This window comes from Paenibacillus sp. NN59 (assembly GCF_057597225.1).
On sequence record NZ_CP199678.1, the window covers coordinates 2,375,071 to 2,399,508 of the forward strand.

Here is a 24,438-nt window from a genome sequence, read left to right on the forward strand (position 1 = left end):
CTTTGCGGCTGTTTGTCGTGAAGTTATTCATTGAACCTCGGTTTGGCGGGTATGCTGCAAATTGATTGGAAATAAGTTCTAGGCTTTTGTTTTACAATCGAAACGTCTACAATAGATAAAGTCTTTATATCAGACAGTATTATGTTAATAGAGAAGGTGAACAAGTTGAATGGACAAAAAAGAGCTGACATCAGACCTGGTTTAGAGGTCGATATCGTACTGAAACAGGATCAATCCAGTGGCAAACTCACGAGAGGAATCGTCAAGGATCTGTTAACCAAGTCTCCTTCACATCCTCATGGAATCAAGGTGAGATTGACAAACGGTCAAGTGGGGCGAGTGAAACAAGTAATTTCTGCAGGAAATCATCCGCAATGAGTGTGAACGGGAGGCTGGATACGACCGAAAAAGTAATGGCGCACCTGTCGGTTGGCAATCAACAGCAACAAGATGCTTACCGTGTGTTGCACGAGAGCGGACTACTTTTCATGCTTTCTGCCCACGCTGCGTTCCCTGCGGGGACGGTACCGATTGACGTGCATCTTCCTGATAGTGATCTGGACATCCTGTGTTATTCAGAAGATCTGAACGCTTTCCAAGTTAAGATGGCTAGGCAACTAGAGAGCATTGCGGTGAACGGAAGGACAGAGTGGACGTTCGGAGATAGTGCCTCAGGTCAGAACGTATATGTCACATGTAAACTGAGCTTGGGATTATGGCCTGTTGAAATATTTGCCCAAGCAACTCCTGTCGATCAGCAGAATGCCTACTTACATATGCAGGTCGAATGGAGTTTGTTGCAGTTATGGGGAGAGGTAGGGCAACGCGAGATTCGCAGACTTAAGCAAGCAGGGTGGAAAACAGAGCCTGCCTTCGCCCATGTACTAGGGTTAGAGGGTGATCCTTACATAGCAATGAGAGATCTAGCCAGCCTGCAGAAACCGGAGCTGTGGGACTTTGCCAGATCACGCGTCACATTTAAATGAGAAAGATCGCTACAATTGTAGTTACCGTTAATCCGATGATAACCGGTTTCAGATTACGCCTCGCAAGTTCAAACGGGCTGACCCCGCAAATTGCGGCAGCCGGAATTAATGCCCACGGAATCAACGTTCCGCCGCCAACCCAGATTGCGGCTACCTGGCCCAGTGCGGTAAGTACCGGAGCCGAGTTTGTCGTACCTGCAAACATGGCAGCAATGGAACCTACGAGGGAAATTCCCGAAAAACCAGAGCCATCCAGACCGGTTACAGCTCCAGTGACGGTCATCGTAATCGCCCCGACGGTTCCATTCATTGGCACAATCCCCGCAAATGCAACGCCAAGATCATTGACGATCCCGTGTGAGCCTTCAGGAAGTGGATTCATAAATAACTCCGTTATAGCAGCATCCCCGAGATAAAAGAATGCGGCAATCGGAATGACCGGACCAAATACTTTGAATCCGAACTGGAATCCTTCGATAAGATAATTAGTCGTTTCCTCTGATCCGTTATGGCGGTGTGCGGCAATGGAAACAGCAATCAGAATAACGACGGCGGTTCCCCCGATTAGTGCCGTTGCATCCCCGCCCTGAAGGTTCAGCACAAACATCAGTACGACATCCAGTGCGAATAACAACGGAATGAGTATAGCGAATATTTTTCTCAGACGAAGAGGCAATGTGGTAACTGGTGCAGACTCATTTGGTTCTGACTGTGACTTAGACGCCGGCTGCTGCCGTGGAGCAAACTCCTGTTCCTTCCATTTGGGGGTCTTCATTTCTTTGCGAAGCATCCAAAAGGCGGTAAGAGTAGATACCGTGCCCATGACGACGACGAGAGGAACACTCGCAACCATTACTGACGTAACTGGAATACCTGCTGCGTCTGCAGTAAGTTTGGGAGCACCTTGGATAATGTAATCCCCTGACAAGGCAATGCCATGCCCAAACAGGTTCATTGCAATGGCGGCTCCAATCGGAGGTAAACCTACACGAACCGCTACCGGCAAAAGTACTGCTCCAATCAAGGCTACTGCAGGAGATGGCCAGAAAAATAAAGATACGACCATCATGATAAGTCCAATGCCCCAGTATGCAGCTTGAGGCGTGCGAATAAATCGGGTGAGCGGTGTGACCATGATTTCATTAATACCTGTACGGATCAGAACACGGCTCATCGCTACGATAATTGAGATGATAAAGATTGTACTTAACAATTCCTTCGTTGCATAGATAAAACTGTTAAAAACCCCGGTGACGGAGCCACTTAATGTTTCAGTTGCCAGCAGTCCGATGGTCATAATGCCTGCGACACAGATAATGGTTGTATCTTTGCGCCGAACCATGACAGCGATAATCAGGACAATAAATGCCAAATATACATAATGCAACGGGACAAGTTGAATATTCATCATGATGACAGCCTCCTGCACTCCCTGGTCATTGATCCTGGGAGTGCTATATCCTATGCATGTCAGACCCGCATGTTCAAGGAGGTGGTGATTATCTAAGGATATGTCCTGCTTTTATAAATTGAACTATTCATTTACACAAAAACGGAGAGGACAGAAAAAACCTGGAAAAGCGGAGCGCTCGCCTTTATCACCGGATTTTCCCTTTAATAAAAGGGAATCAAAAAATCTGGGGATAACAGCGATTGGAAGGTTATTCTGTTATTGGAGTGCCCCGGTGTAAACGTCTTTAGTTCAACTTATAGAGCAGGATTTTTTTTACATCCAGAGAATTATATGAGTGAAACGAGCAAACACACGACAGGGGACTACGACTATAGCAAGTCACGATAACACACATCAGCGGGTCACCGAACCTGATAGACAACGGCAAACTGAGGTGATTACAATATACATGCCATCTTCAGGTAGAAATTAGAAAAAATTCAGCCAGCCTGAATCAAAAGGACGTTAATGTATGAACTTGATCCGTTCATTACGCTTTAAATTTATTGTGGGACTTACGTTAATCATGCTACCGCTGTTTATGCTGTTGTACTATAACAATGTGTATGCCATGAAGGTCGTACGTGATAAGGTATCCCTCACCAATATGAATCATTTGGCCAAAAACGTGGAACAAAATGAGCGTGTATTACAGGAAACCAATCGATATTTATACAGCTTGGGTGAGCGTGACCCTGATATTATCTCGCTGTTTTTTCTTGAATACGGAAGCGGAGATTACATCATTGCCAAGCAGCGAATCATGAACAAGTTTATGACCGATATCGGTTTCTATAATCTTATCGATTCTTTTTATTTGTATGATGCGGTGAATGATGACCTGTTGCTGGCAACCGCGGGCAATTATGATATTAAAAAATCGGTGGTACAGCGCAATATGCCTGCACAGATGCGGCAGCTCGAAGGGGATATCCAAAGGCCGGAATGGAGCATCGTCCGCGGAGGATCATTTAATGCACTTGTGAAAACGGTACGTATCAATCAGCAGTTCTATGCTGGCGCACTGGTCGATATGAATGCGCTGAATGACACACAACAGTTTGCTGAATCAGGTGACAGAGGTGGAGCGGTGATCGTTACACCTGATGGCAGAGCATTATCTGATTCTACGTTAAATAAGGGGCAGATCAAGCTGGTCGGCGATCATTTGACCGATTTGGAGAGTCCGTATCAGGTCATCTCGGAGCCGGATAGTACTGCTCGTCAGTATTTAATGGTGGGTATTCCCTCAGCCATGTCGGATATGAATTATATCGTCTTGTTGCCAGAGGAAGATATGATGCGTAACCTGCCGTTTTTCCAACAGATCATCAGGCTACTTCCGATCGGGGCGGCCGTTATTTTGATCACAGCACTTTTCTTCCTAAGACAGCTTCTGTTCCGTCCAATGAATGCGCTTATTCGGGGAATGAGAAGGGTTAGCCGAGGGGAACTCGATGTAACGCTGGAGGCACCGTCTTCGTCTGAACTGGAGTTTGTGACACGTAGCTTCAATCAGATGATTCAGGAAATTCAACATTTGAAGATTGATGTATATGAAGAGCAACTGCGTACGCGAGAGGCGGAGTTCAAGCAATTGCAGATGCAGATTAATCCTCACTTTTATCTGAATTCCCTGAATATTATTCATAGCCTCGCTTCCTTGCAAAAACATGAACTGGTGCAACAGATGGCTGGTCATCTGGCTGATTATTTCAGATCCAGCTTAAGGGCTGGCAAACGAGTGATCACGCTAAACGAAGAGATGGAGCACATTCGACATTATCTTGAAATTCAGAAGTTAAGGTTCCCGAGCAAGCTGGATTTTGAACTGGATATCGATCCAGAAGTGGGACATGTTGTGCTTCCGCCGCTGACAATTCAGCCTTTTGTCGAAAATGCAATTATCCATGGTTTTCAACGCAGAATGCAGTCGTTTGTGATTCGGATTACCGCGCGTCTGACGGAAACGTCCAGTAGTCAGGCCGAAGATGGTATGCTCCTGCTACAGATTGTGGACAACGGGGTCGGGTTCAAGCCCGTGCTACTAGAACAACTACAACGGGGAGAATATGCCAAAGATCCCGGGGGGCAACACATCGGGATATGGAATGTTGCACATCGGTTACTGGTGAAGTATGGTCCGGAGGCCGGGTTAACGTTTGAAAATAGGATAGACGGAGGCGCTGCAGTAAGCATTTATTTGCCTGCTCAGACCGAGGAGCAAGAAGGAGGAAATCATGCGGAACCTGTTGATCGTGGATGATGAAGTGTATGCCCTGCAAGCCATGCTGGAGGGAGTGGACTGGAATGCAGCCGGAATTGACCAGGTATTCGGTGCATGTGATGTGGAGGAAGCCCGGCAGGTCATCCGAACCCATGCTATCGACATTCTGATTTGCGACATCGAGATGCCCGGGGAAACCGGGCTCGACCTGCAGAGCTGGGTATTGAAGCATGACCCTGGCATTCTGACGATTTTTCTGACAGGTCATGCGCTCTTCGATTATGCCCAGACCGCCATCAAACTGAATAGTTTTGATTATCTGTTGAAACCTGCTCCCGCAGACCAACTGCTCAAAGTAGTTACAAGAGCATTGGAGAAGATTAGAGACGGAGAGCAACGCACACGAACGAACGAAGTTTACGAAACCGTATACAAACGCTGGAAAACCCATAAACCACTCCTGACGGAACGTTTCTGGAAGGACGCAGTATCTCAGCGAAGTGCACTTACTCCACAACGGCTGCAAAAACTTGCCGAACTGTACGGTGCAGAGATTGATCCTGAGGTTCGTGTACTGCCCATCGTAATCTCCGTTGAAGAGTGGGTACGTGAATTTAATCTGCGCGATGAAGAGGTACTGGAATATGCTCTACGCAATGCAGCGAGAGAAATATTACTCGGAGAGAAACCGGGTGAAGTGTTCCAGGATCACAGTGGCTTAAATATAGTGCTAGCCTATGAGCAAGATGATGTCATCCTTGCAGCTAGTGAAGCGGAGCAACGTTGTCAGCGTTACATTCAGGAGTGCGGCACATACTTCTACTGCCGGCTATCCTGTTATGTAGGTGCACCGGTAGCTGTAACCGAATTGCAAGGCATGTTGAATGAACTCATGGACATGGAGCGCCGCAACATTAAAGAGCTCGAAGAGGTTTTTGTGTATGATGAGCGGGATCAGGAGGATCGGTTTTTGCCTATCCCGTGGTTCTCGGAGCTGTCTATCCTTTTTGAAACCGGCAAGGTAGAAGATTTGCGTGAACGTGTGGATGAAATTTTTGATTTACTTGCTGCCCAGGATGGGTTATCTCCAGAGATGTTACGGCTCTATTATCATGCGATGTTGCACGTTGTCTACCCGCTGCTGCATCAGAAAAATGTATCCATCCGCAGCTTGTACCCCGGAGAACGGGAGCCGGAAGAAGCCGTAGTCACGAGGTCATTACCGCAGTTGAAACAATGGACTCTGGATCTCATAGATCGTGTCATTCCCGTATTGTACCCGGATGATCAGAACCCGATGTCGATTGTAGATCAGTTATGTATCTATATTGAAAACCACATTGGAGAAGAACTGATGCGGGAGGAACTGGCTGCTTTTGCCGGATTTAACCCGGCATATTTGTCACGTTTGTTCCGTAAAGAAAAGGGAATGTCTCTGTCCGAGTTTATCCTTCAGCGCAGAGTGGCCATGGCGAAAACGTTGTTATCTCAATCCACCGTCAAGGTAACGGATATTGCGGGTAAGGTCGGATACTATAATTACTCTCATTTTACGAAAATGTTCAAAAAATGTACCGGCATTACACCACAGGAGTTTCGCAAACAATCCAGAACCATGTAATCAGGCGCAGCATGCTGCGCTTTTTGTTTGTTTTTTATGGCATCAAAGTCATAATTTGATAACTGAATAGGTCACCACAGCAGATAGAGGACTTGATCGCCCCGCCGTATACTTGAACCACAGGAGGCGCACGGAGCTTCATCCTGAGGAAGAATTCAAGAGGAGTGAGGGAGAACACGTTATGAAGACACAACCCCAAGCGGGTAAGGGCGTACGGATATCGGAGATACCGGAAGGCACGGTTCGAAAGCGCAAGTCCGTGTTGTACAATCTTGGCAAGTACAAGGTACTTTACCTGATGTTTTTGCCAGGCATTCTGTTTCTGCTGGTAAACAATTATATGCCGATGTTCGGCGTTCTGATCGCATTCAAAAATGTAAACTACGCGGATGGAATCTGGGGAAGCCCGTGGAGCGGGTGGGACAATTTTAAATACCTGTTCTCGACCAGCGATGCATGGGAAATTACGCGAAACACCCTTGCATACAACACCGTGTTTATTGCACTCAATCTTACTGTCGGTGTAGGTCTCGCCATTTTGCTTAACGAAGTTAAAAACAAAGCGATGTCCAAACTGTATCAGTCGCTGATGTTGTTACCTTATTTTCTATCGATGATTGTGGTTAGTTATCTCGTTTTGGCTTTCCTCGGCAAGGACTCGGGATTCATGAACTCAACCATACTGCAAATGTTCGGAGGACAGCCAATTGACTGGTACTCGGAACCGAAGTATTGGCCGTACATCTTGCCGCTTGTGAATACGTGGAAAAATATCGGTTATTATGCCGTCATTTATCTGGCCGCTGTTGTGGGCATTGATGAAGAATATTATGAAGCGGCTGTGCTGGATGGTGCATCGAAGTGGCATCAGATTCGTTTTATCACCATTCCGTTTTTGATCCCGCTGATTGTCATTATGACATTGCTTCAGATTGGCCGGATCTTCTATGCAGACTTCAGCTTGTTCTATCAGGTTCCGCTGGAATCAGGTGCGTTGTTCCCTGTAACCAACGTTCTTGATACGTATGTATATCGGACATTCCTCATTGGTGGAGACATCGGGATGTCATCTGCAGCAGGTCTATATCAAGCGATTGTCGGATTTGTACTGGTGCTGGTGTCCAACACCATCGTCAGACGGATCGACAAAGATAATGCACTATTTTGAGAGGAGGCAAGTCAGTTGTGAAAACACGTGATCCATTAGCTGTATCCAAGCGTTCTGCTGCTGTCATTCATTTCATGTTTTTATTCTATGCCATTGCCTGTATCGTGCCGATCATACTGGTCTTCGCCATCTCTTTCTCGGACGAAACAACGGTTATTGCGAATGGCTACAAGCTTATACCGGAGCAATTCAGCCTCACGGCCTATGAATTCCTCTTTAAAGATATGGATCAGATCATCCACTCGTATGGAATTTCTATCATCGTAACGGTTGTTGGTACGATTACGAGTGTTGCGCTGACCGCATTATATGCTTATCCACTATCACGGAGAGATCTGCCATACCGAGGTTGGTTCGCCTTTTTCATCTTCTTCACCATGTTATTTAACGGTGGACTTGTTCCCTGGTATCTGGTTTACGTCAACGTGCTGGATTTGAAAAACTCGATTCTCGCTTTGATCTTGCCGTTGCTCTTATCACCGTTCTTTGTACTTGTCATGCGTACTTTCTTCGCGAACTCCATTCCCGTTTCGATTCTGGAATCGGCACGTATCGATGGAGCAGGTGAATTGAAAACGTTTTTGCGAATCGTACTGCCGCTTTCATTGCCGGTTATGGCAACCGTGGCGCTGTTCAGTACGCTGAACTATTGGAATGACTGGTATCTTAGTATGATTTTTATTTCGGATAACCGGACGATTAGCCTTCAGTACCTTATGTACCGGACGCTGCTCGATATTCAATATTTAACAACCAACTCTAACGTTTCTTCACAGATCTCATCGCAGGGCGGACTTCTCAATCTGCCAAACAAAACGTTGCAAATGGCGATGGCTGTCGTCGGTATCGGTCCAATCGTACTGGCGTACCCGTTCTTTCAGCGTTACTTCATCAAAGGTCTGACAGTAGGTGCTGTGAAAGGATAACTCCGGCCGGTTAGGGAGGGAGTATGGTCAATCGAAGATAGACGAAAGGGCATATACAGAAAGCTTGCCGTTTATGAGGAATTGGGGAAGAACGGTAAACGTGTGGAAGACAATGGTCCATTATATGAACAGGAGGGGTTCAATTGGTTCAATCGTTAAAAGTATGGTCACGTATGACGGCGGCGGCCATGGCACTGGCACTGGTGCTTGCAGGCTGTTCGTCAGACAAGGGAAACTCTGCAACACCTGGTGCTGAGGGCAGTACGCCGAACACAAACAATGAAAAGCCTTATGAGGTTTCCTTGTTCTATCCGGGAACACCTCAGAAAGATGTCGCTCTTGTGGAAGCAGAAATTAATAAAAAGATGGAGCCCAAGATTGGGGCAACCATCAAAATTAATGCTGTGGACTGGGGACAGTGGGATAACAAGCTGAACCTGATGATCTCATCAGGGGAAAAAGCAGACATTATCTTTACCGCTGCTTGGCAGAATTACACGGTAAACGTGGCGAAGGGCGCATTCTTGCCGCTGAATGAACTGCTTGATAAATACGGTCAGGATATCAAGAAAAATCTGGACCCTGCTTTCCTGGAAGGTTCCCAGGTAGATGGCGTGAACTATGGTGTACCAACGAACAAGGAGCTTGCTGCCACACGTGGCGTGCTGGTGCGCAAGGATCTGGCTGATAAATACAAACTGGACCTGACAGCAGTTAAAACATGGGCTGATCTGGAACCACTGCTCAAAACAATTAAAGAGAACGAACCGTCTGTTACTCCGTTCTACATGTCCAATACGAATGGTAATGGACTCTTGGAAAATCTGGATTGGGATTACCTCGGTGATGCATCTGTACCTGGCGTAATCTCTAAGACCGCAGGAGAGACTACCGTTTTGAACGAGGTGGAAACACCGGAATTCAAAGAAGCAGCCGAACTTGCACGTAAATGGTATCAAGCGGGTTACATCAACAGTGATGCAGCTACGTCCAATGTATTCCCGAAAGATCAGGCGAAAGCCGGTAAAGCCTTCATGTGGACGGATGGTATGAAGCCAGGTAAAGACAAGGAAGAGGAAGGTTATGTAGGTCATCCGCTCACGCAAATTGAGATGACCAGTCCAACGATTACAACTGGGGATGCCTCTGGTGCAATGCTTGCGATCTCCCGTTCTTCCGAACAACCGGAGAAAGCAATGCAAGTCATTAACTTGTTACACTCTGACAAAGAAATTAACAATTTGCTCAACTTCGGTATTGAAGGCAAACACTATGTAAAAGTAGAAGGTCAAGAGAACATCATTAAGTTGCCTGACGGCGTAGATGCAAACAGCCGTACCTACAATCCAGGTGCACAATGGCAACTGGGTAACCAGTTCCTGAACTATCTGTGGGATAACGAAGATCCACAGAAATGGGAAAAGTTCAAAGAGTTTAACGCAAAAGGTGTAAAATCTCCTGCCCTTGGTTTCACGTTTAACAGCCAGTCGGTTAAAAATGAAATTGCGGCCGTAAATAACGTCAACAAACAATTTAAGCCGGGAATGACTTCGGGTGCCGTTGATCCGAATGAAATGATTCCGAAGTATTTGGAAAAATTGAAAGCAGCAGGCATCGATAAGATTATCGCAGCCAAACAAGAGCAACTGGATGCATTTTTGGCTCAAAAATAATAAAAGAGCTGTCCTGAGAGATCGCATGATTCCATCATCCAATGCATCTCATCAGGCAGGACTCCAAAAGGGATGTTATCGGTAAAAACCGATAACTCCTTTTTTTGTGTCTGGATCGTTAATCAAAAATAGGAAAAATATGATATAATCAGGTGGTTGATTAGGAGGTGCTTTCGTGTCGAGAACCAGGCTTGTGTTCTCAGGGGGATTATTGCTGTTTGCCATCATCTTTACCTTTAAACATCATCTCGGTTTCTCAGTAGGGGATTCGCTGTTATTATTCATTGGTATTTCTCCGTATACCACATCCTATTTAAGTGGTGTACACATCACGATGTACTTTGGACTTGGAATGCTTGCCTGTGGATATTATCTTACGCGTAAAGAGATCATGTGTACGTTTCCACTTGTAGCAAAAACGTTATGGATTGCTGTTCTGGCTATCATACTCTGTTATTCATTTATGACAGACAAGTTGATGTACGTGGTGAAATGGGGAGCAACAGGTATGAATAGCATATCTTACATGCAGAATGACAGCTCATGCACCTATGATGTGTCATCTAATGGATATGCCTTGGCAACCTGTGAATTGACGCTGAAAAATTACAGTAACTCTGCGGTTGCTGTAATGGTTAAACCTGATTTGTATGGAAGCTATTCAAATCAGGATGATCCGCTGTCCGAATCATTACAGTCGGTTCATCTAGAGGCGAGACCGATTCGGATTGAGCCGAGGAAGACATTCACGGGTACACTTGAATTTTCAGGTGTGGCGGAAAGCCCGCTCGAAGTGAGGGGCAGATTGAAGGATATTGTATTAGATGTGGAAGTCGATGGAAGAAATACGGTTTTTGATTATGACATTCCTTAGTTCGTGATAAACAGACTCTAGTTTCAAGTACATAACATATATAATGAATCACTTGCAGAAGGAAAACATAAAAAACAAGCTTGGCTTATACGGACGGAACCGGCAGATATGCCGGTTTTTTTCGTGAACAGAAGTTGAATTTAGTGCTGATAAATTGGTTTTATCTCCTTTTTCATAGGGGCTTTAACGCTTAAAATGGATAGTGGGGCACTCTATTGATTTGGTTTGCCCTCGTTCAAGAAATAGATTGTATTTACAACCAATTTGATTACAATTAATGTCACGATATAAGTTAACTCTTTTTTACACGTTAACGGAGAGGACAGAAAAAACCTGGAGAGCGAAGCGGTCGCCTTTATCACCGGATTTCCCCTTTTATAAAAGGAATCAAAAAATCTGGGGATAACAGCGAATGGAAGGTTATTCTGTCATCGGAGTGGATTGTGTAAAATCGTTAGTTCCACTTCTATAGTAAAAGTAGAAAACAAATAAAGCGAGATGAAACTTCCATGTCATACCGGACAAATCTGTTTTCCAAGATGGTCATTTTAATTCTGATCATGCTTATTCCCGTTGTGCTCCTGTACTGGTATTCCAATCATAAAACAACAGCCGTACTAAGGACTGAGCTTAATCGTTCGAACAGCAATCAGCTTGAATTTTTCCAGAATCAGGTCAATACCCATATTGAATTATTATCGTCTTGGCCGAACCTGCTGATTCATGACCCCGATATTGCAAGCTTTCGGCGCATATTTGCGGAGAGCCGTTATTTTGATCTGGATGCCATCAATCTCGTCAAGCGAATCCAGAACAAGCTGAGTATCCAGGAAAGCTCTTCTAACTGGGAGACCAAATTATATCTGTACTCTCCATCGCTTGGCAGGGTGATCTCGGAAAGGGATGCCCGTACTTATGACAAGCAGGCTTTAAAAGAAAGCCTCATCTCTGGCTGGGATGTGCACAAGATTAAGGACGGGCAAAATGATCGGTTCAAATTCAGCTGGATTACGGTGTCGCCTTATGGCATCGAGAATCCTGCGGAGAATGCAGAAACGATTATCAAGCTGGAGTTCGATAGCGATAATATCCGTGACATGCTCGATAAATTCAAAGGCGACGGCAGGCATGACCCGTTCTATTTTCGCGAAGGGACAGGGGTGATCTATAACCGGACATCAGATCGTACGTTAACTAATCAATTAATCAAAGAATTATCTAGCCACACACTGCAAGACGTAGAAAATCGCACGATCGTCATTGGAAATGAGCCATACATGGTCAATTCTGTGAAATCGAGTACAACCGGCTGGTATTTGGTCGATTACATGCCGCTTTCAGATATTTTGAAACCGATTCACCAGTCGAATCAGCTGTTTTATTCTGCAATGATTTGTCTGCTGCTGATGAGTTGTATTGCGGCGTACTTGTTATATGTGCAAGTTCAAGTACCAGTAAAGCAACTGATTCGCGGTTTCCAGCGATTGAAGCAAGAAGATTATTCGGTTCGTATTGAGCCCAAAGGCCGTAATGAGTTCAGTTTTTTGTCTGAACGTTTTAATTCCATGGTGGAAAAGATTCAGCAGTTGTTTGAGCATGTATACCTTGAGCAAATCCATGTCCGGGAAGCACGTTTAAAGCAATTGCAGTCACAGATTAACCCGCATTTCTTCTATAATTGCTTTTCGTTCATTACGAGTATGGCGAAGCTGAAGCGAGTCGATGCCGTTGTGGCTATGTCGCATAATCTATCGAGGTATTACAGGTACACTACAAGACAGGAGCGGGATGTTGTTCCGTTATCTGAAGAGATTGAATTTGTGACCAACTATCTTGAAATTCAACGTATGCGTATGGAACGTATCCACTACACGCTGGACCTGCCAGAAGATATGTTGCGGATCGAAGTGCCACCGCTAATCGTACAACCTCTGGTTGAAAATGCGGTCATCCATGGTATCGAAGCGGATGCAGAAGCCGGAGAGATCCGGGTGTCCGGTGAGCAACGAGACGGTACACTTTTTTTGATTGTCGAAGATGATGGTCAAGGAATGACGCAAGAAGAGCGAGAAGCGATGCTGATCAAACTTGCAGGTACGATGGATCAGGAGATGGGCTGCGGATTGTGGAACGTGAATCAGAGGTTACAACTCAGGTATGGAGGGAAGGGTGGCATTGAGCTGGCGGAATCAGAGCTCGGGGGAATTCGTGTGACCTTGTCATGGCCAGTGGAACAGCAACCTCTGCTGAAAGACAAAGAGTGAATATAAGGGACTAGGGAGTGACCACATTGATTGATATATTGCTTGTGGATGATGAAACATATGTAACAGAAAGTTTGGAGTTAACGATTCCTTGGGGGGAACTTGGAGTCACAACGGTGTTGCGTGCAGCATCGGGCAAGGAAGCGCTGGAGATTATGGAAGAAAATGCAGTGGACATCGTCGTGACGGATATTCGCATGCCAGGTATGACAGGCCTTGATCTGATTTCGGAAGTAAACCGGCGCTGGCCTCATGTGCGCTGTATCCTGCTGACAGGTCACAGTGATTTTGATTATGCTAAAAAGGCAATTCAATTGCAGGCGGCTGACTATATTTTAAAACCTGTTAATGATGATGAGTTTATGAATTCGGTATCAGCGGCGATTACCTCTCTGCGGGATGAGTGGGATGAGTTCGACAAATATCATCGTCTCCTGTACAGTCGTAAATCCGATTACAAGATTCTGAGAGAGAACCTTATGCATGATTTGCTGCTTGGCCGAGAGGTTTCGTCGAAAGCGCTGCGCGAGCAATTAGAGCAATATGAGCTTCATATAGAGCCGGAACACCCTGCTGCGATGATGCTGATTCGTCTTGCTGGACGTTTTGCATCCATGGATCAGCAGTCCATTGATTTGATGGATTTTGCTGTTGGAAATATCGCCGAGGAAGTGCTCGGGGAGACCTATCATGTCTGGTTCAGCCGCGGGCCACATGATTGCTTGGTGATGTTCCTACAGAACAGGGAACAGGCGGAAGAATCCCTGTTGGTTAACAGTCCATTACGTAATGTCGCCGAGACCTTCCGGGAGCATGTGGTGCGTTATCTTCAAGGAGATTTATCCATCGTTGTGACCCCTCCGTTTCCTTTTAAAGAACTCACCAACGTTTATCGAAAAAGCCTGGGTTCTCTTGTCCTTTCTGGACCGGAAGAACACAAGATCATCTATATGGATATGGAAAATACCATCAACAAGCGCCCCGAAAATGATGCGGCTCAGGCTCTTGAAGAGTTGTACAAGCCACCGGTACTGCCGCAGCTACTGGAGACCAAACAATGGGGGACAGCAGCCGCCAAGTTGAATGCCGTTTTTGACGCGGCGGATCAGGTTTGCTTGTCCAGAGAGTATGTGTATGAGATGTACTTGTCGGTTACCAATGCTTTTATGTACATCGCCCACAAACAGGGTCACTTGGTGCACGAGATCGACCATGCGGGGTTTGACTTGTTGCTGGCTCATCAATTGATCCAATCTCCAGAGAAGCTAAGGCGCTGGGCCATGGATATGCTGGCGAAGCTGCAGGAGGAATTGTCCGATCAGGAGGGAGCACAGAGTCGTAGACATGTCATTAAACAGGTGCAGGAACTGGTGACCAGAGACACCGGGCAAGACCTCTCCGTGAAGATGATTGCGGATAAAGTCTATTTACATCCGGTATATCTTTCGAAAATATATAAAGCAGAGACAGGCGAGGGCCTGGGAGATTATATGATTCGCATGCGTATGGAGCGGGCGCTGTATTTGCTTAAAAATACGAATAAAAAAATATATGAGATCACAAGTGAACTTGGATATCAAAATCCGCAATATTTCAGCAAAATGTTCAAAAAACATTATGGGTTGACACCGAATGAATTCCGGGATCAGACATAAATACAACATCATTCGAGCATATAGGTTGGCAAAGGTGCAGAAATCTTGATTTCGTATCATAGGCTGATGTACCTGACCCGTCCTATAATGAAAGGGTAACCAAAACGATTTAAGGGGGAACAACATGAGAGCGCAATCAACGAAAAAGAGATTCTTGTCGCTTCTCGCTACAACGCTGTGTCTGACTGTCGTGCTTGCAGGATGTTCAGGTGGCAATGAAAGCAAAGAGAGTGCAACACCCAGCTCCACAGGAGCTCAAAATGAATACAAAGAAAAGTATGATCCTGCAGTAACGATCACGACGGCTTGGGGGATTGACCCGGAACTGAAATTTAAAAACGGTGAATCCATGGAAAATAACGTAGCTACCAAATGGGCAAAGGACAAATTTGGTATTGATATCAAATCCCTTTGGTCCGTGACGGATACGAACAGTGCATTCGCAACAAAATTGCGTTTGGCGATGTCTTCCGGTCAGGAAATGCCTGATATCGTTACGATTGGACAACCGGACAATCTGGTGGCTCAAGACTTAATCGACTCGGGTATGTATCAGGAAGTTGGACCGTTGTTCGATAAATATGCTTCAGACACATGGAAAAAAGCGATGGAGCAAGATCCAAACGTATGGAATCAATACAGCCGTGACGGTAAAAGAATGGGTATTCCCGTACTGGATTACGCATACAACAACGACTACCTGCTCTGGATTCGTCAAGACTGGCTGGACAAGCTGAATTTGAAAGCACCAACAACCATTGATGAGCTGGAAGTGGTTATGGATGCATTCAAAAACAAAAATCCGGATGGTCTTGCGCCGGATAAAGTAACACCCCTGAGCATTGGTTTCAAGAAATCCATGAATACATGGATGGGTGATCCATCTTGGATCTTCGGCGCTTATGGTACATTGCCTTCCCAATGGAATGTAGGTGCAGATGGCAAGCTGGAGTATGGTTCGATTAACTCAGGCATGAAACAAGGGTTGACAAAACTGAATGAATGGCTGACAAAAGGATACATTCCTCAGGAAGCAGCGCTGTGGGATGAGAACAAAACGGCTGAGCCGGCAGTGGCAGGTACAGCAGGAATTATCCCTGGCCCTTACTGGATGAGTGGATGGCCATTGATCGATACCGTGAAGAACGTACCAAGTGCCGTATGGAAGCCCATTGCTATCCCGGCTGGACCCGATGGTAAAGCGATGCGTCACGGAACACAGTTTGTTAACGGTGTGACATTGATCAAAAAAGATATGGCACATCCAGAAGCATTCTTTACGTATCAAAACTACCTGTTTGATAATTATGCAGATCCGAAGCCAGGAAGTGAATATGATAACGGTTTGTTCGATGGATACGACTATCAATTGGATGCGAGCGGCAAACAGAAAAAACCGGATGAAATCGATGGTGGATATGTCAACGTCGTACGTTACCTGCTTGTTCGTGACGGCGCGCGTATTCCGGATGCTCAGATGAAAGCATTGATGAATCTTGCAGACGGTAAAGAGCCGCAAACGAAGCTGGAAAAAGACGTAGCGGTGAACTACGGACCTGAAACGCCTGCAGCAGCGAAAGTGTTGCTGGAACAGAAAGATATTTCTTTCAAAGACATGTTCACAGGGCCTACAACGAAAACGATGAAGTCCAAACTGGATTACCTCAACAAAATCGAGAACCAGACCTTTAATGAGATCATCTATGGCAAGAGTCCGGTCGATTCGTTTGATACCTTTGTTCAAACATGGAAATCCGGTGGCGGCGATCAGATCACTCAAGAAGTGAACGAATGGTATGACGGCGTGAAAAAATAATCGGCTATACACGATGAAAATGTAAAGCCAAACGTGACGCACAGACGATAAAAGTCTGTGCGTTTTTTCATTTTTCAAACCTTGAAGAATGCATAAAAAAACCTGCGAAACGGGGGAATACAGCTCCAAGAGTCCCTCTTTCCAGTACATGTCCAAAGTAGTTGCTTTTGTGCCATTTATATTGCTTTTATGCGCTGTTTTGGGGTGCTGGTAGGTTGATATAATTTGCCTATAGAGCCACTCAGGAGTACTTGAGTAGGAAGAATTACAGGGGGAGCAATCATGAGAACTTTAAAACGAACTTGGCCATTCCACGTAATGCTGCTGCCAGCCATCATCTTTCTGATTATTTTCAGTTATGTGCCTATGGGCGGAATCGTTATGGCATTCCAAGACTACAAACCATGGATGGGTATCAGCGGCTCGGATTGGGTCGGGCTTGATAACTTTAGATATTTATTTGAACGTGATGATAGTTTGCAGGTTATCTGGAATACCCTCATCATCGCGGTACTCAAACTGATTTTTAATTTGTTTGTCCCGTTTGTGTTCGCCATTCTGCTCAATGAAGTTCGCAAGATGGCCATTCAGCGTACGATCCAGACGCTCGTATATCTGCCTCACTTCTTGTCCTGGGTTATCCTGGGCGGAATTCTGCTTGATCTGTTGTCGACGGGAGGACTTGTAAACCGGGTGCTCGGCACATTTGGCCTCGGACCCTACTTCTTCCTTGGAGATAACAGTTTGTTCCGACCAACGATCATTTTGACGGATGTGTGGAAGGAATTCGGGTATAACATGATTGTTTTCCTGGCAGCCCTCGCGGGCATTAACCCGGCGCTGTATGAAGCGGCAGAGATCGACGGAGCAAACCGCTGGAAGCAAACACTTCACATTACGATTCCTTCGCTTGTACCGATGTTGATGGTCGTTGGAACGCTGGCTTTGGGTAACGTACTCAACGCTGGATTCGATCAGATCTTCAACCTGTACAATCCGCTCGTATATCAATCAGGAGACATCATCGATACATTCGTATATCGCTCGGCGCTGGAAAATGGAGAGATGGGTTTTGCAACTGCGATCGGATTGTTCAAATCCGTGATCAGTATGGTTCTGATCCTCGTATCCTACAGCCTGGCTAAGAAATACGCCGGATACCGCATATTCTAATCGAATGAACAGAGAAGGAAGGGACTACGATGTATCATAAATCACCATCATATCGCATTTTCAATGTCATCAATATCAGTTTTCTTATTCTGATTGCTATCATGTGTATTGTGCCAATGATTCATGTACTGGCTGTATCGTTCAGTAACAAGGCTGCGGCAGATGCAAATCTGGTCAGTCTCTGGCCGGTAGGGTTTTCCCTCGAAGCCTATAAAAAAACAATGAATAATCCGATTTTCCTGAACTCACTCTGGATTTCACTGCTTCGTACCGTCATTGGTACAGGTATTACACTCCTGATTACTTTCCTGGCGGCATATCCGCTATCCAAGGAAAATAGTGAGTTCAAAGGCAGAACGGTATACTCCTGGATTTTCGTCTTCAGCATGATTTTCAACGGCGGTTTGGTACCGTTCTACATGGTTATTCAAAAGATTGGTCTAATGGATTCCTTCTGGGTGCTGGTGCTTCCGGGTGCAGTCAATACGTTCCTGGTCATCCTGATGCTTAACTTCTTCCGCGGCATTCCGAAAGAGCTGGAAGAGGCGGCACTGATTGACGGAGCGAACCATTTCAGAACCTTGTTCAGCATCTTCCTGCCGATCTCCATGCCTTCCATTGCAACGATTGCACTGTTCAGCATGGTGTTTCACTGGAATTCGTGGTTTGACGGTCTCTTGTACATGAACAATGCGAAAGATTATCCTTTGGCAACCTTCATGCAGACGGTCATTATCAAACGTGACATGAGCACGATGGCGATGAATCCGCAGGAAATGGCAACGATCTCGCAAACGACGGTGCGTGCAGCCCAAATCTTTATCGGAAGTGCGCCGATTCTCATTGTGTATCCATTCCTGCAACGTTTCTTTGTAAAAGGTATGACACTGGGCTCAGTAAAAGGCTGAGCCTCAATCCCTAATCACTGGAGGCTGATATTTTGAATTCATCAACCAATCAACCATTTGTTCTCGGCATGGATGTGTCATTTATGGACGAGATCGAACAGCATGGGGGAACATATTGTGATGTGGATGGCAAAGAGGAAGATTTGCTGACCATTCTCAAACTGAATGATGCGAATGCGATCCGTCTTCGCATCTGGAATGATCCCATCGGCGGATACTGTAATCTGGAGCGCACGGTAGAAGTAGCCAAACGAATCAAGGCACAGGGATTACAGTTTCTGCTCGATTTCCATTATTCTGACCGCTGGGCCGATCCGGCAAATCAGTGGAAACCGAAAGCATGGGAGAACCTGTCCTACGAACAGCTTAAACTGGCTGTATGCACATATACGGCGGATGTGCTTCGCACATTGAAAGAACACGATGCCTTGCCGGATATGGTTCAGGTTGGTAATGAAATTACGCCAGGCATGCTATGGGATGATGGACGTGTCGGTGGTGAAGAGCATGATACAGACGAACAGTGGCAACGTTTTGCAGGGCTTGTGAAGTATGGTATTGCAGCGGTTAAATCCGTTGATCCCTCCATTCAAATCATGATTCATATTGACCGCGGTGGCGACAATGCCGAAAGCCGTAAGTTCTACGATCGTTTCGAGGCGTTAGGTGTAGAGTTTGATGTCATCGGTCTGTCTTATTATCCTTGGTGGCATGGAACACTGGACGCGTTGCGTGATAACTTGAATGATCTGGCCAAACGCTACGGCAAACCAATCAACGTGGTTGAAACGGCATACCCGTGGACGTTGGAACAGCCAGAAGGCATCGAATGGATCATGAATCAGGAAGACATGCTACTGCCAGGTTATCCTGCAACGGTAGAAGGACAAACCCGATATCTGAAGGATATGTTACAGATTATTCGTGATGTTCCCGGCGGTCTGGGCCATGGATTCTATTATTGGGAGCCTGCGTGGATTCCGAGTAAAGAAGAATGGTCTGTGGGGCACCCGAACAACTGGGGTAATCTGACGATGTTTGATTTTAAAGGGCGCAAGCTTGAATCATTTAAAGCATTAACTGCGGCGCAAGAATTGAATGTTACAACTTTTGTTTAAAAGATATGCATAGGTAAATTATCGTAATTCAACAGCAAGGGAGTTTTCATAAATGACGTACAAATTTCCACCCGTAAGTTCCAAAGCCCCGCACATGCTTCATGGTGCTGATTACAACCCGGAGCAGTGGCTTCGTTATCCAGAGGTACTTGAAGAGGACATTCGTTTAATGAAACTGGCGAAGTGTAATGTGATGTCCATCGGTATTTTCTCCTGGGTATCCCTAGAGCCGGAAGAAGGCGTGTATACGTTTGAATGGCTGGATCAGGTGCTGGACCGTTTTGCCGCGAACGGGATCTATGCGTTCCTCGCAACACCAAGCGGTGCCAGACCGGCCTGGATGTCGGCAAAATATCCTGAAGTGTTGCGTGTCTCGGAAAATCGGGTTCGTAATCTGCATGGTTTCCGCCATAACCACTGTTATACCTCTCCGGTGTACCGGGAAAAAGTAACGGCGATGAACAGCAAGCTGGCGGAACGTTACTCGGATCACCCGGCTGTCATCGGCTGGCATATTTCAAATGAGTTTGGTGGGGATTGTCACTGTGACTATTGTCAGCAAGCCTTCCGCGGATGGGTTCAAAACAAGTACAAAACACTAGATGAATTGAATCACGCGTGGTGGACAACATTTTGGAGCCATACGGTAACGGATTGGAGTCAAGTCGAGTCTCCGGCACCACACGGCGAAACTCAGGTTCATGCGATGAATCTGGACTGGCGTCGTTTCGTAACGGATCAGACAGCGGATTTCATCGTACACGAAACGAAGCCGCTTAAGGCAAAAAATCCAAACTTGCCGGTAACGACGAATCTGATGGAATTTTACGGCGGTTTGAACTATTGGAAGTTCGCAAATATTCTGGATTTCCTCTCTTGGGACAGTTATCCGACATGGCATGATGCAGAGGACGATGCGAAACAGGCATCCCGGATTGCGATGATGCATGATATTGTTCGTTCAATCAAAGGCGGACAGCCTTTCCTGCTCATGGAGAGCACGCCTAGTTCTACGAACTGGCAGGATGTAAGCAAGCTGAAGCGTCCTGGCATGCACCTGTTGTCCTCCTTACAGGCGGTAGCTCATGGATCAGATAGTGTTCAGTACTTCCAGTGGAGAAAAAGCCGCGGATCAAGCGAGAAGTTACACGGTGCGGTAGTAGACCATGTAGGCACAGAGCATACCCGTGTGTTTCAGGATGTGACCGATGTAGGTACAGCACTGCAGAGCATGGAGGATATTGTAGGAACTACGGTTCCTGCTGAAGTTGCGATTATCTTTGATTGGGAGAACCGCTGGGCTGTCAATGACTCCCAAGGTCCACGCAACATCGGGGTGAAATACGAGCAGACAGTAGAAGCTCACTACGAAGCGTTCTGGAAAAAGGGCGTAGCGGTTGATGTCATCGATATGGAAGCTGATCTATCCAAGTACAAAGTGTTAGTGGCGCCGATGCTTTACCTCGTTCGTGAAGGAGTAGGCGAACGGATCGAGAAGTTTGTAGAGCAGGGCGGTACATTTGTGGCAACCTACTGGTCTGGCATTGTAAACGAGAATGATCTGTGTTTCCTGGGTGGATTCCCGGGACCGCTTCGTAAAACGCTCGGCATCTGGTCAGAAGAGATCGACGGATTGCATGATCGTGAACTCAATGGAATTATTCCAGCGCAGGGGAATGAATTGGGACTCACTTCGGAGTATGATGCAATTGAGCTTTGCGATCTGATCCATCTAGAAGGTGCGAGGTCACTTGCGGTATATCGTTCTGATTTCTACGCTGGCCGTCCAGCTTTGACCGTGAACGAGCTTGGTTCAGGGAAAGCTTATTATATGGCTGCACGGATGAAAGCGCCGTTCTATGATGACTTTTACGGCAAGCTGATTGCTGAACTGGATCTGGAGCGTGGTCTGAAATCAGACTTGGCTGCAGGGACTACTGCACATGTTCGTACCGACGGTAATTCCGATTATGTGTTCATTCAGAACTACACCGAGCACGAGAAACAGGTTCAGTTGGACGGTCCGTCGTATACAGATGTACTTAGCGGAGAAGCGGTTGAATCAAGTCTGGACTTACAGCCATACGACATTCGTGTATTGCGCAGAGCGGCGAATCGTAAGTAAGTTTAACGGGAGATATGAATAGGGCATTGGAGTTTATCGGAAACATGAGCCTTAGGAATGCACTCCGATAAATGAACGAATGTTACACCTAGAGAGATATTAAAATGGATTGTCTTGAGCCTTCAAACAGGTGCCAGGACAATCCATTTTATTTTGTCTCTTATGGGACTTGAGGGCTTTTTTTGGACAAGATAAAGGATAATCGTGTCCACGTAGCGAAGACAAACACGTAACTTGTCAACTTAAGACTTTCATTGTCTGGGAGGAATTGAAATGAATCAGAGAAATCTGGACGGCAACAGCATTATTATACGGCTGGAAATGACAACGAAAGATATCAAGTTTGGCGAAGTGGCCTCGGCCATCTCGGAAGCTGGAGGAGACATTATTGCCATCGACGTCATTTCGACCAATCAGGATGTCAGTGTGCGCGACTTGACTGTCGCGGTCACCGATTCACAGGATAACAGCAAAATTATAGAAGCAGTACGCCAGCTTAAAGGCGTGTCCATCGTTAACGTATCAGATCGTACATTCCTGCTGCATCTGGGCGGCAAGATTGAAGTTACACCGAAGACACCGATTCACAACCGGGAAGATCTGTCCCGTGTGTACACACCGGATGTGGCTCGGGTATGTTCGGCTATATCAGAAGAGCCCGGCAAAGCTTTTTCATTAACGATTAAACGGAATACCGTAGCGGTGGTTTCTGATGGTAGTGCAGTGCTTGGACTTGGTAATATTGGCCCGCGTGCAGCCATGCCGGTAATGGAAGGTAAGGCGATGCTGTTCAAACAATTCGCAGGTGTGGATGCGTTCCCGATCTGCCTGGATACACAGGATACCGAAGAGATCATTCGCACTGTGAAAGCGATATCACCTGCATTTGGCGGCATTAACCTTGAGGATATTTCTTCTCCGCGCTGTTTCGAGATCGAACGTCGGTTAAATGAAGAGCTTGATATTCCGGTATTTCATGATGATCAGCATGGTACAGCCGTTGTATTGTATGCAGGTCTGATCAATGCGCTCAAACTGGTTGGCAAGTCTATCGACGAGGTGAAAATTGTCGTGTGTGGCATCGGAGCTGCGGGTGTAGCTTGCAGTAATATCTTATTATCTGCAGGAGCGAGGCGGCTGATCGGTGTGGATCGCGACGGAGCGATCGTACGTACGAATTCCTATGATAATGATGTATGGACGGAATATGCGGCACGTACCAATCCCGATCTGGAGACAGGTTCCCTCCGCGAAGTTATCTGTGATGCCGACGTATTTATTGGATTGTCCCGCGGTAATCTATTGACACGTGAAGATGTGCAGACAATGGCGGACAATCCTATCGTATTTGCCATGGCGAACCCGGTACCTGAGGTTATGCCGGCTTTGGTTGAAGATATTGTTGCGGTCATGGCAACCGGACGTTCGGATTATCCGAACCAGATTAACAACGTGCTTTGTTTCCCAGGTATGTTCAGAGCTGTTCTCGATTGCCGGGCGACGGAAATTAATGAAGAGATGAAACTGGCTGCTGCTCAAGCGATCGCCTCGTCCATCTCAGATGAAGAGCGTACACGTTATTACATTATCCCAAGTGTATTTAATGATAAGATTGTCAAATCGATGCGCAATCGTGTTATTGAAGCTGCAATCAAGACAGGTGTGGCGAGACGTGTCCCGCGTGAACAAGCACGTGAAGGCGGAGAATCCTGATGACATTAGATTCATCCACTAATGAAAGCATTTTGGAAGCGGCTCGTATCTTTGTGCAAGATGAGGCTTCCAAACATTCCGACGGACATGACTGGACACATATTCAGCGTGTCACTGCCCTGGCGGTCAGGCTAGCACGGCACATGGGTGCAGATCCGTTTGTATGCGAGCTGGCTGCACTATTGCATGATGTACCGGATGAGAAGCTCAATGACAGCTTGGAGGCCGGTATGGCAAAGCTGAACACTTGGCTGGACAACCAGCCACTACTAGAGCCTTCCACACGGGAAGTGGTAGTAAACATAATCAGTACGATATCCTATGCGGGTGGGCAAGGGGCTGCAGTCGAATCGTTGGAAGCACAAGTGGTGCAGGACGCAGACCGGCTTGATGCGCTGGGGGCGATTGGAATTGCCCGTACGTTTGCCTTTTCAGGAGCCCGTGGGCGTGAAATGTATGATCCATCCTTACCGCCTCGGGAACAGATGACCCGTGAGGAATATCGCAATGGGCGCAGCACGACGATCAATCATTTTTACGAAAAGTTATTCAAGCTTAAAGATCTGATGAATACATCCTACGGCAAGGAACTGGCGCAGCGGCGTCATGAGTATATGGTGCAGTTTGTGGAGCAGTTCAAGCAGGAATGGGAAGGCACGGACGTATAAATGTATAGAAGGTCACCATAGGTCTTTAAAGGCTAAGTGGTGACTTTCTTTCTTAGATTAACCCTTACAT

The 24,438-nt window shown here is 46.3% G+C and carries 18 protein-coding genes; 17 read left to right on the forward strand and 1 reads right to left on the reverse strand.

What is annotated here, in order from left to right; translation table 11 throughout:
• Positions 1-165 precede the first annotated feature (165 nt).
• Positions 166-378, forward strand: a complete 213-nt coding sequence (locus tag ACT89M_RS10605) for a YwbE family protein (protein ID WP_090924399.1) — start codon at positions 166-168, stop codon at positions 376-378.
• Positions 375-986, forward strand: coding sequence for a DUF4269 domain-containing protein (locus tag ACT89M_RS10610; protein WP_154886486.1), 612 nt, complete (start codon positions 375-377; stop codon positions 984-986). The genes ACT89M_RS10605 and ACT89M_RS10610 overlap by 4 nt, the downstream gene beginning before the upstream one ends.
• On the opposite strand, the gene ACT89M_RS10615 is transcribed toward ACT89M_RS10610, so the two are convergent.
• Positions 979-2,394, reverse strand: coding sequence for a hypothetical protein (locus ACT89M_RS10615; protein ID WP_253500242.1), 1,416 nt, complete (start codon positions 2,392-2,394; stop codon positions 979-981). The two genes, ACT89M_RS10610 and ACT89M_RS10615, sit on opposite strands and share 8 nt — an antisense overlap.
• Positions 2,395-2,911: 517 nt before the next feature.
• On the opposite strand from ACT89M_RS10615, the gene ACT89M_RS10620 reads away from it, so the two are divergent.
• The 15 genes from ACT89M_RS10620 to ACT89M_RS10690 all read left to right on the forward strand — a co-directional run bounded on the left by ACT89M_RS10620 (position 2,912) and on the right by ACT89M_RS10690 (position 24,368).
• On the forward strand, positions 2,912-4,705 hold the full coding sequence (locus ACT89M_RS10620) for a sensor histidine kinase (RefSeq protein WP_090924401.1): 1,794 nt from the start codon (positions 2,912-2,914) through the stop codon (positions 4,703-4,705).
• On the forward strand, positions 4,680-6,287 hold the full coding sequence (locus ACT89M_RS10625; protein WP_154886484.1) for a response regulator transcription factor: 1,608 nt from the start codon (positions 4,680-4,682) through the stop codon (positions 6,285-6,287). The genes ACT89M_RS10620 and ACT89M_RS10625 overlap by 26 nt, the downstream gene beginning before the upstream one ends.
• 181 nt (positions 6,288-6,468) lie before the next feature.
• Positions 6,469-7,455: an ABC transporter permease gene (locus tag ACT89M_RS10630; RefSeq protein WP_186809556.1), complete on the forward strand. Its 987-nt coding sequence runs from the start codon at positions 6,469-6,471 to the stop codon at positions 7,453-7,455.
• Positions 7,456-7,472: 17 nt separating this feature from the next.
• A complete protein-coding gene (locus ACT89M_RS10635; protein ID WP_090924403.1) occupies positions 7,473-8,381 on the forward strand; it encodes a carbohydrate ABC transporter permease in 909 nt (302 codons plus the stop codon).
• 143 nt (positions 8,382-8,524) lie between these two features.
• Entirely contained in the window at positions 8,525-10,054 is a 1,530-nt protein-coding gene (locus tag ACT89M_RS10640; RefSeq protein WP_090924404.1) for an ABC transporter substrate-binding protein, read from the forward strand.
• Positions 10,055-10,229: 175 nt separating this feature from the next.
• Positions 10,230-10,928, forward strand: a complete 699-nt coding sequence (locus ACT89M_RS10645) for a hypothetical protein (protein ID WP_154886482.1) — start codon at positions 10,230-10,232, stop codon at positions 10,926-10,928.
• 509 nt (positions 10,929-11,437) lie between these two features.
• Positions 11,438-13,192 (forward strand): sensor histidine kinase, encoded by a 1,755-nt coding sequence (locus ACT89M_RS10650; RefSeq protein WP_154886480.1) that lies wholly within the window; start codon positions 11,438-11,440, stop codon positions 13,190-13,192.
• Positions 13,193-13,218: 26 nt separating this feature from the next.
• Entirely contained in the window at positions 13,219-14,847 is a 1,629-nt protein-coding gene (locus ACT89M_RS10655; RefSeq protein ID WP_154886478.1) for a response regulator, read from the forward strand.
• A gap of 124 nt (positions 14,848-14,971) precedes the next feature.
• The gene (locus ACT89M_RS10660) at positions 14,972-16,663 is read left to right on the forward strand and encodes a type 2 periplasmic-binding domain-containing protein (RefSeq protein ID WP_154886476.1); all 1,692 of its coding nucleotides are present in this window, start codon (positions 14,972-14,974) and stop codon (positions 16,661-16,663) included.
• 282 nt (positions 16,664-16,945) lie between these two features.
• The gene (locus ACT89M_RS10665) at positions 16,946-17,836 is read left to right on the forward strand and encodes an ABC transporter permease (protein WP_090924409.1); all 891 of its coding nucleotides are present in this window, start codon (positions 16,946-16,948) and stop codon (positions 17,834-17,836) included.
• Positions 17,837-17,865: 29 nt separating this feature from the next.
• Positions 17,866-18,744 (forward strand): carbohydrate ABC transporter permease, encoded by an 879-nt coding sequence (locus tag ACT89M_RS10670; RefSeq protein WP_090924410.1) that lies wholly within the window; start codon positions 17,866-17,868, stop codon positions 18,742-18,744.
• A 32-nt stretch (positions 18,745-18,776) separates the two neighbouring features.
• Positions 18,777-19,862, forward strand: a complete 1,086-nt coding sequence (locus ACT89M_RS10675; RefSeq protein WP_308722057.1) for a glycoside hydrolase family 53 protein — start codon at positions 18,777-18,779, stop codon at positions 19,860-19,862.
• Between the two features lie 52 nt (positions 19,863-19,914).
• Positions 19,915-21,987 (forward strand): beta-galactosidase, encoded by a 2,073-nt coding sequence (locus ACT89M_RS10680; RefSeq protein WP_308722056.1) that lies wholly within the window; start codon positions 19,915-19,917, stop codon positions 21,985-21,987.
• 273 nt (positions 21,988-22,260) lie between these two features.
• On the forward strand, positions 22,261-23,700 hold the full coding sequence (locus ACT89M_RS10685; RefSeq protein WP_308722055.1) for an NAD-dependent malic enzyme: 1,440 nt from the start codon (positions 22,261-22,263) through the stop codon (positions 23,698-23,700).
• Positions 23,700-24,368, forward strand: coding sequence for an HD domain-containing protein (locus tag ACT89M_RS10690; RefSeq protein WP_154886468.1), 669 nt, complete (start codon positions 23,700-23,702; stop codon positions 24,366-24,368). The genes ACT89M_RS10685 and ACT89M_RS10690 overlap by 1 nt, the downstream gene beginning before the upstream one ends.
• The last annotated feature ends 70 nt before the right edge of the window (positions 24,369-24,438 follow it).

What these genes read in the sequence shown, in the direction of transcription:
- ACT89M_RS10610 (WP_154886486.1), top strand. Translation starts at nt 375, where the DNA reads ATGAGTGTGAACGGGAGGCTGGATACGACCGAAAAAGTAATGGCGCAC.
- ACT89M_RS10615 (WP_253500242.1), bottom strand. Translation starts at nt 2,394, where the DNA reads ATGAATATTCAACTTGTCCCGTTGCATTATGTATATTTGGCATTTATT.
- ACT89M_RS10620 (WP_090924401.1), top strand. Translation starts at nt 2,912, where the DNA reads ATGAACTTGATCCGTTCATTACGCTTTAAATTTATTGTGGGACTTACG.
- ACT89M_RS10625 (WP_154886484.1), top strand. Translation starts at nt 4,680, where the DNA reads ATGCGGAACCTGTTGATCGTGGATGATGAAGTGTATGCCCTGCAAGCC.
- ACT89M_RS10630 (WP_186809556.1), top strand. Translation starts at nt 6,469, where the DNA reads ATGAAGACACAACCCCAAGCGGGTAAGGGCGTACGGATATCGGAGATA.
- ACT89M_RS10650 (WP_154886480.1), top strand. Translation starts at nt 11,438, where the DNA reads ATGTCATACCGGACAAATCTGTTTTCCAAGATGGTCATTTTAATTCTG.
- ACT89M_RS10660 (WP_154886476.1), top strand. Translation starts at nt 14,972, where the DNA reads ATGAGAGCGCAATCAACGAAAAAGAGATTCTTGTCGCTTCTCGCTACA.
- ACT89M_RS10665 (WP_090924409.1), top strand. Translation starts at nt 16,946, where the DNA reads ATGAGAACTTTAAAACGAACTTGGCCATTCCACGTAATGCTGCTGCCA.
- ACT89M_RS10670 (WP_090924410.1), top strand. Translation starts at nt 17,866, where the DNA reads ATGTATCATAAATCACCATCATATCGCATTTTCAATGTCATCAATATC.
- ACT89M_RS10680 (WP_308722056.1), top strand. Translation starts at nt 19,915, where the DNA reads ATGACGTACAAATTTCCACCCGTAAGTTCCAAAGCCCCGCACATGCTT.
- ACT89M_RS10685 (WP_308722055.1), top strand. Translation starts at nt 22,261, where the DNA reads ATGAATCAGAGAAATCTGGACGGCAACAGCATTATTATACGGCTGGAA.
- ACT89M_RS10690 (WP_154886468.1), top strand. Translation starts at nt 23,700, where the DNA reads ATGACATTAGATTCATCCACTAATGAAAGCATTTTGGAAGCGGCTCGT.